Source organism: Sphingomonas sp. 28-62-11 (assembly GCF_002278865.1).
In the GTDB taxonomy this organism is placed as follows: Bacteria; Pseudomonadota; Alphaproteobacteria; order Sphingomonadales; family Sphingomonadaceae; genus Sphingomonas.
The window spans coordinates 26,411-42,754 of record NZ_NCGB01000038.1 but is presented as its reverse complement, the minus strand read 5'-3'; the positions used below and the strand labels follow the sequence as shown (position 1 = coordinate 42,754).

General features: G+C 62.3%; 11 protein-coding genes. 5 read left to right on the top strand and 6 right to left on the bottom strand.

Annotated features, from left to right (window positions below; genetic code table 11):
- Window positions 1–680: alpha/beta hydrolase (locus B7Y49_RS12425; protein ID WP_374127915.1), on the bottom strand; the 680-nt coding region annotated here is incomplete at its 3' end.
- Between the two features lie 11 nt (window positions 681–691).
- Complete coding sequence (locus B7Y49_RS12420) at window positions 692–2,326, bottom strand: alpha-glucosidase (RefSeq protein ID WP_374127914.1); 1,635 nt, start codon at window positions 2,324–2,326, stop codon at window positions 692–694.
- Window positions 2,327–2,451: 125 nt separating this feature from the next.
- On the opposite strand from B7Y49_RS12420, the gene B7Y49_RS12415 reads away from it, so the two are divergent.
- Both B7Y49_RS12415 and B7Y49_RS12410 read left to right on the top strand, forming a co-directional pair.
- Window positions 2,452–4,554 carry an acylase gene (locus tag B7Y49_RS12415; RefSeq protein WP_374127913.1) on the top strand — a complete coding sequence of 701 codons (2,103 nt, stop codon included), beginning with the start codon at window positions 2,452–2,454 and terminating at the stop codon, window positions 4,552–4,554.
- A 109-nt stretch (window positions 4,555–4,663) separates the two neighbouring features.
- Complete coding sequence (locus B7Y49_RS12410; protein WP_374127912.1) at window positions 4,664–6,910, top strand: CHASE2 domain-containing protein; 2,247 nt, start codon at window positions 4,664–4,666, stop codon at window positions 6,908–6,910.
- Between the two features lie 235 nt (window positions 6,911–7,145).
- Here the strand turns inward: B7Y49_RS12410 and B7Y49_RS12405 are convergent, their stop codons facing one another.
- Together B7Y49_RS12405 and B7Y49_RS12400 are read right to left on the bottom strand one after the other, a co-directional pair.
- Window positions 7,146–7,979 carry a FecR domain-containing protein gene (locus B7Y49_RS12405; protein WP_374127911.1) on the bottom strand — a complete coding sequence of 278 codons (834 nt, stop codon included), beginning with the start codon at window positions 7,977–7,979 and terminating at the stop codon, window positions 7,146–7,148.
- An 11-nt stretch (window positions 7,980–7,990) separates the two neighbouring features.
- A complete protein-coding gene (locus B7Y49_RS12400) occupies window positions 7,991–9,256 on the bottom strand; it encodes a hypothetical protein (protein ID WP_374127910.1) in 1,266 nt (421 codons plus the stop codon).
- 248 nt (window positions 9,257–9,504) lie between these two features.
- Here B7Y49_RS12400 and B7Y49_RS12395 point away from each other — a divergent pair, with 248 nt between their 5' ends.
- From B7Y49_RS12395 to maiA, 3 genes are read left to right on the top strand one after another with little or no spacing between them, the layout of a single operon-like run.
- The gene (locus tag B7Y49_RS12395; protein WP_374127909.1) at window positions 9,505–11,856 is read left to right on the top strand and encodes a transketolase; all 2,352 of its coding nucleotides are present in this window, start codon (window positions 9,505–9,507) and stop codon (window positions 11,854–11,856) included.
- 39 nt (window positions 11,857–11,895) lie between these two features.
- Complete coding sequence (locus B7Y49_RS12390; protein WP_374127908.1) at window positions 11,896–13,005, top strand: S-(hydroxymethyl)glutathione dehydrogenase/class III alcohol dehydrogenase; 1,110 nt, start codon at window positions 11,896–11,898, stop codon at window positions 13,003–13,005.
- Between the two features lie 55 nt (window positions 13,006–13,060).
- Window positions 13,061–13,675, top strand: a complete 615-nt coding sequence (gene maiA / locus B7Y49_RS12385; protein ID WP_374127907.1) for a maleylacetoacetate isomerase — start codon at window positions 13,061–13,063, stop codon at window positions 13,673–13,675.
- A 195-nt stretch (window positions 13,676–13,870) separates the two neighbouring features.
- Here the strand turns inward: maiA and leuA are convergent, their stop codons facing one another.
- A complete protein-coding gene (leuA, locus tag B7Y49_RS12380) occupies window positions 13,871–15,529 on the bottom strand; it encodes a 2-isopropylmalate synthase (RefSeq protein ID WP_374127906.1) in 1,659 nt (552 codons plus the stop codon).
- Window positions 15,530–15,706: 177 nt separating this feature from the next.
- Window positions 15,707–16,336, bottom strand: a complete 630-nt coding sequence (locus B7Y49_RS12375; RefSeq protein ID WP_374127905.1) for a YceI family protein — start codon at window positions 16,334–16,336, stop codon at window positions 15,707–15,709.
- Window positions 16,337–16,344 lie beyond the last annotated feature (8 nt).

The following is a 16,344-nucleotide window of genomic DNA, read 5'->3' as shown; positions in this document are numbered from 1 at the left end:
AGCAATTCATCGCGCTGCGCCGGGGTGATGACCGGGTTCGACAACGGCCAATGCGTGGAGACGCACCCAGCCGAACCGAAGACCTGGGGATACTCGGCAATCGCATAAAGCGAGATCAGCCCGCCCATGCTCGATCCGACGATCGATGTGTGATCGCGATCGGCAAGCGTACGATATTGCCGATCGATCATCGGCTTCAATTCGCTCGTCAGGAACGTCAGATAGGCGTCGGAATAGACCGGCCCCTTGAACAGGCGATCGACCTCCTCGCGCGCCCAGCTGGGGCCCGCTGCATACAAGGCCTGCGGGTAATATTGGCGCGCACGTGCAGCGCCGGGGTTCCAGATCGCGACGATGATGACGGGCTCGACCTGCTTTGCCGCGATCAGCCGCAGCAGCGATTTGTCCGCCTCCCACGCCTTTCCATAGCCCGATTTGGCGGGAAAGAAGACGTTCTGCCCGTCATGCATGTAAATGACGCCGTATCGCTTGCGCCCGCGATCATAGCCGGGCGGCAGCCAGATCGTGACATGCTGCGCGGGGATATGGGCCGATGCTACCGCCGGCAAATCGACGAACCGGCCTTCGGGCGCGCGCTTGGCCGCTATCGCGCCCGTCGCCGCGAACAGCAGCGCGAATGACAGCAATAGCCCACGCAAGCGCAGCATCCATATCGTCATCCGACGATCCTTCATGCGATGGTGTTTCGTTCTGCGATCAAGCCGCCAAAGGGGCCGAGTGCCCAGCCACTGCCGGTGCCAACGCGCTCGATGATCCGCCAGGCGTCGGGCGGTGCGGGTTGCCATACAGGATCGCCGTCACCCAGATTGAATACGCACAACAGTTGCGCACCATCGATCGTTCGTTCGAATGCCAGCACTGCTTCAGACTCCTCGATCACGCGCAGCTCGCCAAGCAACAACGCATCGCTTTGCTTGCGCAGGGCAATCAACCGCCTGGTCAGCGATAGCATCGACGCGGCGTCGCCTTCCTGTCGCGACACGGCTAGCGCTGCATGGTTCGGGCCGATCGGTAGCCAGGGCTTTGCCGTCGAAAAGCCAAGCATTGGCGCACCGTGATCCCATGGCATTGGCGTGCGGGCACCGTCCCGGTTGAGCGTGAGCGGCCAGTTGGCAATCGCCTCAGGGTCTTGCAGATCGTTGAAACCGATCTCGACCTGATCCAGGCCAAGCTCCTCGCCCTGATAGATGAACACATCGCCGCGCAGGCATAACAGGAGCAACATAGCGAGCCGGGCAAGGGCATCGCGGTGTTCGGGGACGGCCCAGCGCGAGGCCACACGTGGCGCATCATGATTGGAAAATGCCCAGCTCGGCCAACCAAGCCCCGGCAGATCGGGCCATCGTTCCACCGCTGCGCGCACTCGAGCGGGGGTAAGATTGCGAGCGTAGAGAAAATCAAAGCCATAGGCGCTGTCGAAATGGCGGCCATCGGCGGTGACCGCCTTCATCTCACGATCGCTATCCGCGCCGACGACTTCAGCGACGGTGAAACGATCGCCATAGCGATCCAGCAATTCCCGCAACCGGGCAACGAACCGGGGGATATCGGGATGGGACTGGTTGTGCAGGTGGCGCTGAAAATCGAAGGGGCGGCTGCGCGGTGCCTTGCCGGGCGGGGCAGGTGGATTGTCGGTGAGCGCCGGATCGTGCATCGCAAAATTGATAGCATCCATCCGAAAGCCATCAACTCCGCGATCAAGCCAGAAACACGCGGTATCGATCAGCGCGTCCTGGACGGCGGGCAGGTGCAGGTTCAGTTGCGGCTGACTGCTCAAAAAATTGTGCAGGTAATATTGGCCGCGCCGTGCATCCCAGGTCCAGGCGGGGCCGCCGAACACGGATTGCCAGTTGTTGGGTGGCGATCCATCGGCTTTGGCATCGGCCCAGACATACCAGTCTGCGCGCTCGTCGGTGCGATCGGCGCGACTTTGCCGGAACCAGTCATGCGCGTCCGATGTGTGCGCATAGACCTGGTCGATGATAACCTTCAGCCCAAGCGCGTGGGCGCGGGCGACTAGGGCGTCGAAATCGTCGAGCGTGCCGAAAATCGGGTCGACGCCGCGGTAATCGGCGACATCATAGCCGAAGTCTTTCATCGGCGACGTGAAGAACGGTGACATCCAGATCGCGTCCACACCGAGTGACGCGACATGATCGAGCCGTGCCGTGATGCCGGGCAGATCGCCGATCCCGTCGCCGTTCGAATCGGCAAAGCTGCGGGGATAGATCTGATAGATAATCGCGCCGCGCCACCATTCGCGCGCCAGCCGTGCGGGCGGGCCTGGGGTCGGCTGATGGGTCATCGCGTCATTCTGCTCACCCGAATGACATAGTCGAGCCATCGGCATGTTACCACCGCGCTGGCCAGCGATGGATTGGATTTCAGCGGGAGTTCGCTAGAGCAGAAGGCCAATAGGGGAGCGCCGCTGTGAAGAAACGATATTGGGGCTTGCTAGTGTTGGTGCTGGCCGGGGTGGTGGCCTATGCAGCCGGGGTGCGCGTTGCTTTGCCCGGCCGTGATTTCGATCCCGCACCACTGATTGCCAAGGCCCGGCAATATGATCCACTAATCGAACGCGACCGGTTTGGCGTGCCGCACATCTCGGGCAAGCGCGATGCCGATGTCGCCTTCGGCATGGGCTATGCGCATAGCGAGGATGATTTCGCGACCATCGTCGATGCCGTACTCACGACGCGCGGCCGCGCTGCGGAGACCAAGGGCAAGGATGCAGCAATCGGCGATTATCTCGTCCGGCTGTTTCGCGTCTGGGAAAAAGTGGCAGCGGGCTACGAAACCCAGGTTACCCCTGAAGCGCGCGCCGTGATGCAGGGCTATGCAGATGGCGTGAACCTATATGCTGCGCAGCATCCAGGCCTAGTTCCAGCTGGTGTGATCCCGCTTTCGGGTCGGGACGTTGCCGCAGGAACGATTTTTCGCGGGCCGTTTTTCTATGGGCTCGACAAGGTATTGAAGTCCATCACCGAGAAGAAGCCCGAACGTGACACATCCCCACCCAAGGGATCGAACGGTATCGCCGTCGCCCCGTCGCGATCATCGGACGGCGCCACCCGGCTGCTCGTTAATTCGCACCAGCCTTATGAGGGGCCGGTCGCCTGGTACGAAGCCGTGCTCGACAGTGGTGAAGGCTGGCACGTCGCGGGCGGCTTCTTCCCCGGATCGCCGTTCATGCTGCACGGCCATAACGCCAATCTTGGCTGGGCGAGCACCGTCAACAAGGCCGATCTGTCGGACGTTTATCGGCTGAAGACCGATCCCGCCAAGCCGGGGCAATATTTCTTCGACGGTAAATGGCGCGCGTTCGAAAAGTCGGTCGCGACGTTCCGCGTCAAGATTTTTGGCCCGATTCTGTGGACGGTGAACCGCGATGTGCTCTGGTCAGTGCATGGTCCGGTGTTCGAAACCGATCACGGCACCTATGCCCTCAGCTATGCAGGCGAACATGAAGTGCGCCAGCCCAACCAGTATATGGCGATGAACAAGGCACGCTCGCTCGAGGAATGGCGCGCCGCCATGGCGATGCAGGCGCTGCCGAGCATCAATTTCATCTATGCCGATGATCGCGGCAATATCGGTTATCTGTCGAACGGCCAGTTCCCGGTGCGCAAGGACGGCGTCGACTGGCAGGGCACGTTGCCCGGCGATCGGCCCGATCTGCTGTGGACGCAGCGCGTGCCCTTTGCACAATTGCCGCAGCTCTGGAATCCGAAGGCTGGCTATGTGTTCAATTCGAACAACAACCCGCTGATCGCGACCGACCCGGCCGATAACATCAAGCCCGAGAATCTAGGCCGGAACTTCGGCCTGCAGACCAACATGACCAACCGCGCGCACCGGGTGCTCGAAACCTATGCCCTCGATACGTCGATCACACCCGAGGAGTTCGACACCTACAAATATGATCTGGCCTATAGCGACCAAAGCGTGCTCGCCGGGCTAATCAAACAGGCGCTCGCCTATGATGCGAAGGGCAATGCCGATCTTGCGGCTGCGCAGACGATCCTGAAAAGCTGGGACCGGCGGACCGATACCGCCAATCGCGGCGCGGCGCTGGCGGTGTTGATGGGCGAGCCGATCGGCCGGGCGCTCGAAATGGGTGAGCCGACCCCGCCCCTTCGCCCGGCGCTCGATTCAGCAATTGCGCATCTGAAAAAGCACTTCGGTCGGCTCGATCCCGAATGGGGTCAGGTCAACCGCTTGCGGCGCGGCACCGTCGATCTGCCGATTTCGGGTGGGCCCGATGTTTACCGGGCAGTCTACGGCAAGAAGCAGGATGACGGCACGCTAACCGCCAATGGCGGGGACACCTTCGTGATGTTCGTAACCTGGGACAAGGCGGGCAAGCTCTCGTCGCGCAGCATTCACCAGTTCGGATCGGCGACGATGGACGCCAAATCGCCGCATTATGCCGATCAGGCAAAGCTGTTCGTCCAGTTGAAGACCAAGCCCGTGCTCTTCAACCGGGCCGATCTGAAGGGGCAGATTGAGCGCAGCTATCACCCCGGCCGATAGCGGTATGTGACACCAGGTGTGGGACAATCGTCCGGAAATCGCGGCTGATAGACTCGCGCATCGTTGCTGATTTGCTGCTATATCGTCGCTGACGGCGGGGGCACGGTCGATGGCCAATTGGGCGGGACGGTATTTTTGGAAAAGCAAGGGCGGCGCGGTGTTGCCCGCGCTTGGTGCGCTTCTGATCGTCGCTTTGCTGCAGCTGGCCGGGGTGCCCCAGCTCGAGCGGCTCGGGTTGTTGCTGTTCGACGGGTACCAACGCGCAGTGCCGCGTCCTTATGAGGATGTGCCGGTCCGCATCGTCGATATCGATGACGAATCGATCCGCCGTCTGGGCCAATGGCCGTGGCCGCGTACCGACATTGCCGATCTGACCCGGCGGCTCGGTGATGCCGGGGCAGCCTCGATCGCTTATGATATCGTGTTTTCGGAACCCGACCGGACATCGCCGGCGCGGATCGCCGCAAGGCTGCAGCGCAGCAACGGCAATTCGCCCGCGCTGTCGGCGTTGCGCGCGCTACCCGATAATGACGCGACCCTGGCGGCGGCGATTGCGGCAGCGCCAGTAACGCTTGGCTATTTCCTGGGGCGTGAGGGGCAGGGGCCAGTGGTTGAACCCAAGGCTGGGCTGGCAATGGCGGGCACGTCCCCGGCGGGCGCGGTGCAGGCGTTTTCGAGCGCGATTGAGCCGCTGCCCGCGTTTCGCGACAGCGCCTCCGGATCAGGCTTTGTCAGCCTGCTGGGCGACCGTGATGGGATTATTCGCAAAGCCCCCCTGATCGCGTCACAAAACGGGCGGCTGCTGCCCTCACTGTCGCTGGATGCGCTGCGTACAGCGCAGGAAGCCGGATCGGTCATCGTCAAATCGACCAGCGCCAGCGGTGAATTTGGCGGCGGGGCGGCGCAAGTCGTCTCGCTCAAGGTCGGCGGGTTTGAAGTGCCGACCACACCAGCGGGCGAGCTATGGCTATACTTTACTGCGCCGCACCCGGCGCGCACGATCCCGGCCTGGAAAGTGCTGACCGGGGCGATGAGCCCTGCCGAAATGCGCGCGGCGTTTGACGGGCGGATCGTTTTCATCGGTAGCGGTGCTGCGGGCCTGCGCGACTTGATCGCCACGCCGCTGCGCGACCGCGAAGTGGGGGTGATGGTCCATACCCAGGCGGTCGAGCAGATGATCCTTGGTCGCTATCTGGTGCGCCCTGATTGGGCGAGCGGGCTCGAACGCAGTCTGTTGCTGGCGCTCGGGCTGATCCTCGCGCTGGTGTTGCCCCGGCTGGGGGCAATGCGCGGTGCAGTGCTTGGCGCGATTGCCGTTGGGGGCATCATGGCCGGTAGCTGGGGAGCGTTTCTGCAGTACCAGTATCTGCTCGATCCGACCTATCCGGTGCTCGGGCTGCTCGCGGTCTATGTCGTCGGGACGGGAGTAACGTTCTACCGCGAAGAGCGGCAGCGCGCCTATATCCACCGCGCGTTTGACCGGTATCTGTCGCCAGAGCTCGTCAAGCGGATCGTCGATGATCCAGGCCAGCTCGAACTCGGCGGCGAAGTGCGCGAGATGACCGTGCTGTTCTGCGATATCCGGCGCTTCTCGGCCATTTCGGAGTTGATGGGCCCACAGGAAATCATCCGCTTTCTGATCGCGTTTCTGACGCCGATGTGTGACATTCTGCTCGCGCGCAAAGCGACGATCGACAAGTTCATCGGCGATGCCATTCTGGCCTTTTGGAACGCCCCGCTCGACGATCCCGATCAGCACGCCAATGCCGCGCGCGGTGCGCTGGAAATGGTCGCCCGGCTCGAACAGATGAACGATGTGATGACCGCGCAAAGCGCAACGCCCTGGCCCGGCGATGTGCGAATCGGCATTGGCCTGAATGCCGGGCCATGCTGCGTCGGTAACATGGGGTCAGCGCAGCGGCTGTCCTATTCGCTGATCGGCGACACGGTGAACCTGGCTTCACGGCTGGAGGGGCTGACCAAATATTACGGCGTGTCGATCGTGATTGGTGCAGCATTGCAACAGCATCTGCCCGAATTCGCGATCCTCCCGCTTGATCGCGTGCGTGTGGTGGGGCGCGAGGCGCCCGAGCAGGTTTATGCGCTGATGGGCAGCGAGGATCTGGCGCTGGCCCCTGCTTTTCGGCGGATCGAGGCGATGCACCGTGACATGCTCGCCGCTTATGCAGCGCAGGATTGGACCCTCGCTCGAGCGTGGATTGCGGCCGCAGCGCCCCATGTTGCGCAGTTCGGCCTTGGTCCGCTGCACACGCTCTACGCCGAACGGATTACGCGCTTCGAAGCGCAACCGCCGGGTGAAGGCTGGGACGGCGTTTTCGCCGCTGCCGAGAAATAGGGACCGGCCCAGACCGGATCGACAGGCGCTTGGGCAGGATGCCGTTCGGTTGATCGAACAGGGGTGAAACGTTTGACCGCGCCTGAATTCATCGCGCTCTAGAGCATAATCACTTTACAGTGATCCGTTCGTCCCGAGCATCGTCGGGGGGCATGCCGCAAACGCTGCGCAGGGTGTTTCGACTTCGCTCGACACGAACGGGACGGGTGGCGGATCAACATAAGGCGATCGCGCTCTAGCCCCCCGGGGAACGATCGAACGACTGCGACTGGCGGCCATTCTCAAAATACTGGTCAGTGATTGGGTTACGACGCAGGATGCCGTTCTCGTCGAACAGGCCGCCTCGCCCCCTGATGCCGAGCAACTCGTTCAGCTCGGCCGATCCGCGGGCCGAGAGCAGAAACGGCCCGATCGGCGGCTGATTGGGGCCGGGAACGAATACGGCATAGCCGGGACGCTCCACGGGAACGGTTACGCCGCCAGCAATCACGTCGATCGCGCCGGGGGTCTCGCCACCCTGTGCGGCGGCGCCAGGGCCACGCAGCAGAATGAGCGAAGCGGTGGTGGGATCGGCGGTGTAATTGCCGAGGCCCGCTTCACGTGCCGCGATCCGAACGGCATCAGCTCCGATCGCGCCGTCGACGATCGTGCCGCGGACGCCGATCGTAGCGACCGGCGTACTGATCGCCGACTGGCCGGGATTGGCGTGGAGCGCCTTGCTCGACATGAAACGGAAAGTGCCACGTGCAACCGACAGCCCGACAGCGCTCGCCTTGCGATTCGGATCATAGACGAAGCGATCGACCTTGATCCGGGAATTGCTGCCCAGCGCAAAGATCGTCCGATCGAGCAGCAGCACCTGCAACCGGCTGGCGCGCCCGGTATTGATGTCATTGCCCAGCGAAACGCGCTCTTTCACCACCGCGCGGTGACGCTTTGGATTGGCCTGGGTGGTCATCGTCACGTCGTTCAGCACGGCAGCGTTGACGCCCACAGTCTGCGCGGCGGCAGGGGAAAAGGCGGTTGCCGCCATCAGGCCGGCGACGATCGGGATCATGCGGCGGATCATGCGATCATTCCTCATTTGCCAAAGTTCCAGACGATCTGAAGGTCGAGGCCAAAACTGTCGTAATCCCGAAGGAAGCTCGATCGGTTATAGTCACGCCGTGTGTGGCTAAGGCCCGCCTCGATATCGAAGCCGCTGCCGAACAAAGGCGTGCCGAGTGCTCCGCGAGTAAAGGTCCGGATTTCCTGTCGATCGGTCACGAACATCGCATCGCGGAAGTCGACGAAACGGATCGTCGATGAAAGCAGGCCATAGCTGCCCGCCTGCCCGATCGGCTCTCGAAACGCGCTGTACGCTCGCACGCCGCGATAGCCGAGGGATGTGGTGACGGCGGTTTTCTCCTCAAAGGCGGCACCGATCACCCAGTTCGCCCCGCGCCGGGTGGTGGCGCTGTAATCAAGCGCCAGATCATAGCGTTCGCCGTCGCGTGAAAAGAACGGGAAAGAGCCGGTATAATCCTGATCCACCGCCACGCCGCGAAGTGCGATGCGCCCCGTGCGTCCCGTCGACACGAACAGGTCGGCCTGGCCGCCATATTCGGTGACGAAGGGGTCGCCCTGCAGCCGGGCATGGGTAACAAGGCCCCCCGCCGCAAAACCGATTCGGCTGCCCTGCTGGCCAAACCCCAACCGCGCCGTGCCGATCTGGTAATCAAGCCCTGAGCTGCCAAACGCATTCTTCGTCTCGCCCGCCAGTCCGGCATAAACATAACCCTGCCCGACCGGCGCCCGGCCTTCGATCTGGCCACCGGCGATGAACGCGGCATCGTCATCGGAAACACCGGTAATCCCGGGGAAGTCGAACGAGACGGAAAGGGCACCGAGCGCGTCGGTATCATAGGCCAAGCCAAGCGCGAGCTGGCCGAAAATGCCGCGATTGGAAGGCCCTTTAGCAATCGGCCGTTCGATCGTGCCGCATGCTTGCACCACACCGGCCCATTCCGCATCGGCGATCCGCCCACCATTGACCTGGCCGAGTTCGATTTGGGCGCGGGCGCGATCATCAAGCCGGCACAGGGTTGCCACATAATAGAGCCGAACTGCCGTGCTGGGCCGCGTAATCAACGCGCGTTCCAGGGTCGCGGCGGCCGCTACCAGATCGCCCGAGTCGCTCTGCTCACGCGCCAGGCGCAGGGCGGCTTCGGGATCATTGGCGGTGTCGATGATGGCATCAAGCTCGGACGCCTGCTGATCCTGCTGCGCCAATGCGGGGGAAGCAAATCCCGCCATCAATGCCGCCGCTGCCAATCCGATTGACCGCCGATGCTGCGCGCCCTTCATCATTCCCCCCCTCGAAACCGAAGCGTTTCAGTCCCCGTGCGTCCGACTGCTTTGTGTCCGACCAACGGTTCCTTATAGCCTAAACAACAATCTTTGTCGGCTATAAACGATGCGGGGTTGCCCGGGACTGTCCCGATGATAGGCGATGCGCGCATGTCCGCTCCAGCCGAAAGATCGGGACTTGTATTCGTGCGCGAAGATCGTGATCGAGGGCATATTGCTCCTGCCGCAGCCATAAGCAGACGTTGATGATCATATCCCCGGCCCTGACTGACCGACCGCGCGATCTTGTGGAGACGCTGGAGACGATCGATGCGCGGCTGCGCTGGTTGTCGTCATGGACAATCCATAACGCGAACCATCTGCGCGAAAACCGGGATGGGTTGAAGGTGGGCGGGCACCAGGCGAGTTGCGCCTCGATCTCGACGATCATGACGGCGCTTTATTTTGCGGCGCTCGGGCCGAATGATCGGGTCGCGGTAAAGCCCCATGCCGGGCCGATTCTGCACGCGATCCATTATCTGCTGGGGAGCCAGAGCCTCGCGCAACTTCAGGCGTTTCGTGGCTTTGGTGGCATGCAAAGCTATCCGAGCCGGACCAAGGACGCGATTCCGGTCGATTTTTCAACCGGTTCGGTGGGCTTAGGCGTCGCGATCACCGCCTTTGCCAGCCTTGTCCAGGATTATCTCGTTGCACATGGCAAGCTCGCGCCCGCCGATACCGGCCGGATGATCGCGCTGATGGGCGATGCCGAACTGGATGAGGGCAATATCTATGAATGCCTGATCGAGGCGTACAAGCACGATGTCCGCAATTGCTGGTGGATCGTCGATTACAACCGCCAGTCGCTCGATGCGACGACGGCGGACCGGATGTTCGACCGGTTCGATGATATCTTCGAAACCTGTGGCTGGCGCGTGCTGACGCTGAAGCACGGCAAGCTGCAGCGTGCGGCGTTCAAGACGCCCGGTGGCAAGCATTTGGAAGAATGGATCGATCAGTGCCCCAATGCTGACTTCGCCGCACTCACCTATCAGGGCGGTGCTGCATGGCGGGCGCGATTGACCAGCGACATTGGCGATCGAAGCGGCGTTTCGGCGTTGCTGGCGCGGCATGATGACGCGTCGCTCGCGCGGCTGATGACCAATCTTGGCGGCCATTGCATCGAAACGATCCTGGACGCTTTTGCCAAGGCAGCTGACGACACGCCAACCTGTTTTATCGCCTATACCGTCAAGGGCTATGGGCTGCCCTTTGCGGGGCATAAGGACAATCATGCCGGATTGATGAACCCCGGCCAGATTGCCGCGTTGCGCGACCAGATGGGGATTGCCGCAGGCGAGGAATGGCAGCCTTGGTCGGGACTGGGCGACAATGCGCGGGCAACCATCAGCGCGTTTGTTGAGTCATCACCCCTCCACGCCAAGATCGCCGATCGCAGCTTTGCCGATGTGCCCGTACCCGATCGACTGCCGGTGCCCGATGGCGATGAACAGGCAACGCAGACCGCGTTCGGCAAGGTCTTGCTCGATCTGGCGAAATCGAGCGACCCCAAGGCGCAGGCACTCGCCGATCATATTGTCACCACCTCGCCCGACGTCACGGTCTCGACGAATCTAGGCGCCTGGGTGAACCAGCGCGGGCTGTTCCGCCGCAAGGACATGGACGATGTGTTCGCGGCAGCCCGCATCCCTTCGGCGCAGAAATGGGCAGGGCGGCCAGCGGGGCAACATATCGAATTGGGCATTGCCGAGAATAACCTGTTCCTGATGTTGGCCGCAGCGGGGATTGCGGCACCGCTGTTCGGCGCGCGGCTGATGCCGGTGGGCACCGTCTATGATCCGTTCATTGCGCGCGGGCTCGATGCGCTCAACTACGGCTGTTATATGAATGCGCGGTTCTTGCTGGTGGCAACGCCGTCCGGGTTGACGCTGGGTCCAGAAGGCGGCGCGCATCAGTCGATCAATTCACCGCTGATCGGGATGGGGCAACCCGGGCTCACCTATTACGAACCCGCCTTCGCCGATGAAGTCGCGCTGCTGATGGGCCATGCGTTCCGGCATATGCAGGCGACCGATGGCGGCGCGGTGTATCTGCGCCTTTCCACCCGCAGCATCGCGCAAGTGAGCCGCGAAGATGATCGGTGGGAGGACGGTGCAATCAAGGGTGGTTATTGGCTCAAGCGCCCCGCGCCCGGTGCCGAAGCCGCGATCATCGCCACTGGCGCGATCCTGCCGGAAGCGATCGAGGCATGGGAACAGCTGCAGGACGACGTTCCCGGCATCGGCCTGATGGCGGTCACCTCACCCGATCTGCTGCATCGCGGTTGGTCGGCGGCCCGGGCCGCGCGCTGGAGCGGGGGCGGGGAGGCTGCGCATATCGCGACCTTGCTCGGCGCCCTTTCGCCCACCGCGGGCCTCATCACCGTGATTGATGGCAGCCCGGGCACGCTCAGCTGGATTGGCGGCGTGCGCGGCAACCGCGTCTCGCCGCTCGGACTAGATCGGTTCGGGCAGACCGGCGACCTGCCCGATCTCTACCGCGAATACCGGATCGACGCGCATGCGATCATCGATGCTGCGGCCGAGCTTTTCTTGTAAGCAATAACCACTCCGAAGACCGAGCCGAAGGAATACCCCATGAAGACCCGTGCTGCCGTTGCGTTCGAAGCCAAAAAGCCACTCGAAATCGTCGAGCTCGACCTTGAGGGGCCAAAGGCGGGCGAGGTGCTCATGGAGATCATGGCGACGGGCATTTGCCATACCGATGCCTATACGCTCGACGGGCTCGACAGTGAGGGGTTGTTCCCCAGCATACTGGGCCATGAAGGCGCCGGTATCCTTCGTGAGGTGGGCGCGGGCGTCACAAGCGTAAAGCCCGGTGATCACGTCATCCCGCTCTACACCCCCGAATGCCGCCAGTGTAAGTCATGCCTCAGCGGGAAGACCAATCTCTGCACCGCAATCCGCGCGACGCAGGGCAAGGGGCTGATGCCTGATGGTACGACGCGGTTCAGTTATCAGGGCAAACCGATCTTCCATTATATGGGCTGCTCGACCTTTTCGAACTTTACCGTTCTGCCCGAAATTGCGGTGGCCAAGATCCGCGAGGACGCACCGTTCAAAACGAGCTGCTATGTCGGCTGCGGGGTCACCACTGGGGTTGGCGCAGTGGTCAACACCGCCAAGGTGCAGGTGGGTGATACGGTGATTGTGTTCGGGCTCGGCGGGATCGGGCTGAATGTGCTTCAGGGCGCGCGCCTGGCGGGGGCGGGGATGATTGTCGGTGTGGACATCAACCCCGCGCGTGAGGAATGGGGCACCCGCTTCGGCATGACCCATTTCGTCAACCCGAAGTCCATCGACGGTGATCTGGTCGCGCATCTCGTCGCGCTGACGGATGGCGGGGCCGACTACACCTTCGACTGCACCGGCAACACCACCGTGATGCGTCAGGCGCTCGAGGCGTGCCACCGCGGCTGGGGCACCAGCATCATCATCGGCGTGGCAGAGGCGGGCAAGGAAATCGCCACCCGCCCGTTCCAGCTCGTCACTGGCCGCAACTGGCGCGGTACCGCATTCGGCGGCGCGAAGGGGCGCACCGATGTGCCGAAGATCGTCGACTGGTACATGAACGGCAAGATCGAAATCGACTCGATGATCACGCACGTGCTGAGCCTTGAGGAGATCAACAAGGGCTTTGATCTGATGCACGCCGGCGAGAGCATTCGATCGGTCGTCGTCTATTGAGCGCATTGGCGCTATCCCCGCGCCCGGTGACCCTCGCAAGTAGGAACGATTTCGCATGATCCTTCATGATTTTCCGATGTCGTCGGCGAGCTACCGGGTGCGGATCGCGCTGAACCTGAAGGGGCTGGCCTATGAAAAGCGCAACTATGCGCTTCGGGCCGGGGAGCAGCGCGCGCCCGATTATCTCGCCATCAATCCCGCCGGACTGGTGCCCGCGCTGGAAGTCGATGGGCTGCGGCTAGGCCAGAGTCTGGCGATTATCGAGTATCTCGATGCTTTTCATCCCGAACCGCGGTTGATCGCCGCCGATCCGATCGAGCGGGCGCGGGCAATGGAAATGGTGCTGACGATCGCGTGCGATATCCACCCCATCAACAATCTGCGCATCCTGCAATATCTCGAGCACGAGCTGGGGCAGGATAAGGCGGCGATAGATACCTGGTATCGCCATTGGGTTGCGCAGGGGTTTGCGACGCTAGAGCAACTCCTACCCGATACGCGATTTGCGGGGGGCGATGCGCCGAACATCGTCGATGTCTGCCTGGTGCCACAAATGTACAATGCGCGGCGTTTCAAGACCGATCTGACAGCCTTTCCGCGTGTCACCGCAATGGCCGATCGCGCGCTGGCGCTTCCTGCCTTCAGCGCGGCCGCGCCGCCGCCGCTGTAAGGCGAGATGACTTTGGGTTGAATCGACTTCCACCCGCCGTTCGCCCTGAGCGAAGTCGAAGGGCAGGCGCGGCGTGTGCCGTTCGACTTCGCTCAGGGCGAACGGGGGGCAGTCACCCCATTTCATCCTGGTATCAGCTATTGTGCATCAGGCGTACATTACCAATCATCTTGAGGGCAGCAGGCGCCATACTTGCTACCCTCGATTGGCAGCGCTCAGCACGGCGCGGACGCTGGCGGTGGCGATATCGGTATCAATGCCGACCCCGAACACGGTGCGTCCCGCCGCCGTGCGGCATTCGACATAGGCAACCGCTTGCGCATCGGCACCGTGACCGATCGCGTGTTCGCTGTAATCGACCACATCGAGCGTCGGTCCGGTGCTGTCGCTGAGCGCGGCGATGACGCCGGAGATGAGGCCGTTGCCGCGCCCCGATATCGAGCGCTCCTCGCCATCGATCGCAACATGGCCAATGAAAACGCGTTGCCCCGCCGTGCCGCTTTCCTCATAATCGCGCAGCACGAAACGATCGGTCGGACCGGGCAGATAGGTCGCCTCAAATAATTGCCAGATATCGGCGGCGTTCAGTTCGCGGCCCGCACTGTCGGCAAGCGCCTGGACGTGGCGGCTGAAATCGGCCTGGAGCCGCTTGGGCAGTTTCAACCCCTTGTCCTGCTCGATCACCCAGGCCACGCCACCCTTGCCGCTTTGCGAATTGACGCGGATGACGGCTTCATAACTGCGGCCAAGATCGGCGGGGTCGATCGGTAGATAGGGCACTTCCCAGAAAGAATCGTTGCGTGCTTCCTGCGCAGCGAATCCCTTCTTGATCGCGTCTTGATGCGATCCGGAAAAAGCGGTGAAGACCAGATCGCCGGCATAGGGCGTGCGGGGATGGATCGGGATATGGGTGCAATATTCAACGGTGCGCACGACCTCGTCGATGTCCGACAGGTCGAGGCCGGGATCGACGCCTTGGGTGTACATGTTGAGCGCAACCGTCACCAGATCGCAATTGCCGGTGCGCTCGCCATTGCCGAGCAGGCAGCCTTCGACGCGGTCGGCGCCGGCCATGATGCCGAGTTCGGCTGCCGCCACCCCGGTGCCACGGTCATTATGGGTGTGGAGCGAGATCACCACGCTGTCGCGGTTGGGGATGTTGCGCCCGAACCATTCGATCTGGTCGGCATAGACATTGGGGGTTGCGCACTCGACCGTAGCAGGCAGGTTGAAGATAATCGGGTGATCGGGCGTCGGGCGCAGCACTTCCATCACCGCCGCGCACACTTGGACCGAGAAATCGAGCTCGGCGGTCGAGAAGGTTTCGGGGCTATATTCGAAATGCCAGTCGGTGTCGGGCTGGGCAGCGGCGCAATCGCGCAGGATCTTCGCGCCCTCCACCGCGATGCCGCGCACCTCGTCGCGCGTCATGCCGAACACAATCTTGCGCCAGGCGGGGCTGACCGCATTGTAGAGATGAACAATCGCGCGGGGAGCGCCCCTTAGCGAGGCGAAGCTCGTCTCGATCAGGTCGCGGCGTGACTGGGTCAGCACCTGGATCATCACATCATCGGGCACGCGACCGTTAGCGACGAGCCCAGAAATGAAGTTATATTCCGTCGCGCCCGCGCTGGGGAAACCAACCTCGATTTCCTTGATGCCGATTTTGCAGAGCAAATCGAACATCCGCGTCTTCTTTTCCGCATCCATCGGATCGATCAGCGCCTGATTGCCGTCCCGCAAATCGGTGGAGAGCCAGCGCGGCGCGGTGGTGATGGTGCGCGACGGCCATTGCCGGTCGGGCAAGTTGATTGGCGGGAAAGGGCGATATTTGGTGGCGGGATCACGCAGCATGGTCAGTCGCTTTTCGGCTTCGGATGGATGACGGGAGGTTGGTCCTCAGGTCATGCGGGCGGCATCATGCGACACCCTTACACGCCTAAGGGCGCGTAAGTCGAAGCGGCAGGAGCAGGCCATTGGAAGCGATCATGCACCTCCAATGGCCCAGCATCCCGTGACAGTAAAGGGCGATCAGCCGACCTTTTCGAACGGCACCGAGATTTCGAGCTCAACCTCGTCCGAGACGAACGGGATACCTGTTTTGATGCCAAAGGTGCTGCGCTTGATTGTCGTCTCCGCTTCAAAGCCGACGGTTTCCTTCTTGCTATAAGGATTGATCCCCGCACCTTTGAACTCGGTGTCGAGCACAACGGGCGCGGTAATGCCGTTCAGCGTCAGGTTGCCGGTAATCTTGGCGGTGGTGCCTTTTACGACAACGCTGGTGGAGACGAAATGAGCATCGGCCGGGTTTGGACCGAAAAAGTCGGGCTTGCCGCCGTCCTTGCCCGCACGCAACAAATGATCGGTCAGCCGGGCGCTCGCGGTGGTGACCTTGGCTACCGGAATGGTGATGTCGACCTTGGCGTTGGCCGGCTTTTTGGGATCGAGCATGAGCGTGCCGGTCGCATCGCCGAAGATGCCGAAATAGTCGCTGAAGCCGAAATGATCGACTTCGAACTCGATCAGCGTGTGGCTGGGGTCGGTGGCATAGGTGCCACCGGTGATACGGGCCGGATCAGCAGCGCCCGGGACCTGCGGGGTCGATTGCGCGATCAGGGGCGCCGTGGCGAACAGTCCAGCGAGGATCAGGGTCTTGCGCATGATAGGGT